The following is a 2,057-nucleotide window of genomic DNA, read 5'->3' on the forward strand; positions in this document are numbered from 1 at the left end:
AAAATAGAATTGGTGCGGCAAACGAGCCGTCACTTGATGAACCGGGATAACTAGCGGCTTATCCGTTTTAGCCCGGCCCGCCACGCCCCGCTCATCCATATACAGCGTAACCTGTTTGACAGGCGCGTTTATACCAAACACATCTTGCTCAAAGGCATAGTTAATCTGCATATATTCCCCGCTTAGCAAGGCAAGCGGGTCTAGCGGTGCCATTTGCAAATAGAAGGTCTGCGCATTTTTCAGCGCGTGCTGTGTATAAGCGGCATAACCGCCGAAGCAAAGCACCAGCAAAAGAGTATAAAACAACAACAGTTTATTTCGCATATACGCTCCGTACCGCTAGTAAAATAAGGCCCGAAGCCACAAGCAACGCCGCCTTTGCGGACAGGGCCGCGTTCAAGGTAAAGTAAAATAAAAATAGCCCGAACACTACTCCCGCCGTACCGAGGCTTTCCAGCACACGGTCGCGCAAGGTAAACCCGGTGTACATTAGTATAAGAGCCAAAACCGTCGGCCAATTTAAAAGTGCGGACAACACCACCGCTCCGGCCGCCAACGCTATTTGTCCGCGGGTCCAGTTGCCCTTATGGGAAAATACAGCATAGACCGCCACACAGGCGGCCAAGGCGGCGTTCGCAGGATTGAGCCCATACCAACACATTTTGTTAAAAACGGTTTCACCCGCACAAATTGCGCACCACCAAACAAGCGCGTAAGCCAGCGGATACCAATTAAACTTGCGCTTCACAAACAGCCAAAGCGCCGCACCAAACGCGCAAAAGGCGGAAAGCGCCACGGCCAAAAGGGGCCATTTCCACTCCCAATCCACCTGGGCATACAAACTGCTGGCCGCCGCCGCACACCACAAAAAGCGGTTAAAGGGATTTTTAAAGAGCGGATAAGAAATAGCCGCCACCGCCAGTACGCCCATCCAAACGGACACACCGGGGATATCCTTCAGCCGGAAGGCCAGTATAATTTGCCCGGCCAGGCCAATGAGTCCCCCTAACTGGCGGCGCCACGCCCCGCGCAAGGGCGGTAAATTGGAAGAGGTTTTTGCAAGCAGAACGCCCGCGCCAAAAAACAGTACCCCGCGCCCTAAAACCGGGATAATGCCGGCTAATAAACGGTCGGCTATCCCCACCAAAAGACTCGCCGAAATCAGCGAGCCGATAAACAGCATAGCCCGCACCAAAAAAGGAACGGACACGGCTTCGCGGTGTTTTAAAAAGGTTTCGGCCTGCGCGCGTTTTTCAGAAGGCACTCCGCTTAAAATTTCACTCGTGTTCATTTTATTTCCTCCCGCGCGCTAAACCATAAGCGGTAACTGACGATTCCGCTCCCGACAAAAAGCAAACAATAAATAAGCAAACCAAAGGTGCGAAATCCCAACCATTGATCCAGATACGCACAGATAAGCCCCGTCAACGCGAGCGCGTTCCAAGCAAAGAGCGCCGCGTCTTTTTTGTACCGAGCATAACACAGAAAAAAGCCTGCCAACACAAGTGCAACTAAATAATACCCCGCATTGGGGAAATTGAACGCCTTTTCCGCCGAGAAACCGCCCCATACGGTGGCATAGACGCTTAAAGGCATCCAAATAAAGCGTTTCAAACCCTCGCCCCAGTTTTTACAGGCGGGCAAAAATTCTACCAAAGCCCACGCCGTAAAATACACGCCCAAGGCCGCCCAGCAAAAGCCGTCCGTTAAAATTCCCCCTTGGAACGAGCCCCAATAAACCGTAGCCACATACAGCGCAAACAAATACATCCATTTATTACGGGTCAGCCAACACAAGGGCAAAAGCAAAAGCGCCCACAGGCCAAAAAGCTCATATAAAAAAGCGCCCGTTTGATAAATCTGCCCAAACACCGCCAAAAAGGCCCCTATCATCACCGCCGCACCAAAGGCAAAACCTTGCCCCGGCCAAGTATCCAACTTTTTATAATACGCCCCAGCCCCGCACAGCACGAGCCCGATAAGCGGCAGGGATAGCCTTAAAATCAACCCCATTTCCTGCCAGTTAGCCGCAATAAAGCAGACAAACCCCGCCAATA

The 2,057-nt window shown here is 51.9% G+C and carries 3 protein-coding genes; all 3 read right to left on the reverse strand.

Annotated elements, in window-relative coordinates:
* Positions 1-324: GDYXXLXY domain-containing protein (locus tag ACQY18_RS06625; protein WP_428039305.1), on the reverse strand; the 324-nt coding region annotated here is incomplete at its 3' end.
* Positions 314-1,291 carry a DUF4401 domain-containing protein gene (locus ACQY18_RS06630; RefSeq protein ID WP_428039306.1) on the reverse strand — a complete coding sequence of 326 codons (978 nt, stop codon included), beginning with the start codon at positions 1,289-1,291 and terminating at the stop codon, positions 314-316. The genes ACQY18_RS06630 and ACQY18_RS06625, both read right to left, overlap by 11 nt.
* On the reverse strand, positions 1,288-2,057 hold a 770-nt coding region (locus tag ACQY18_RS06635), incomplete at its 5' end, for a DUF2157 domain-containing protein (RefSeq protein ID WP_428039307.1). The genes ACQY18_RS06635 and ACQY18_RS06630, both read right to left, overlap by 4 nt.

The organism is Candidatus Avelusimicrobium faecicola, from assembly GCA_900540405.1.
Taxonomy (GTDB): domain Bacteria; phylum Elusimicrobiota; class Elusimicrobia; order Elusimicrobiales; family Elusimicrobiaceae; genus Avelusimicrobium; species Avelusimicrobium faecicola.

Bases quoted from the DNA above. Each gene is read 5' to 3' on its own strand.
- ACQY18_RS06630 (WP_428039306.1), bottom strand. From the start codon at position 1,291: ATGAACACGAGTGAAATTTTAAGCGGAGTGCCTTCTGAAAAACGCGCG.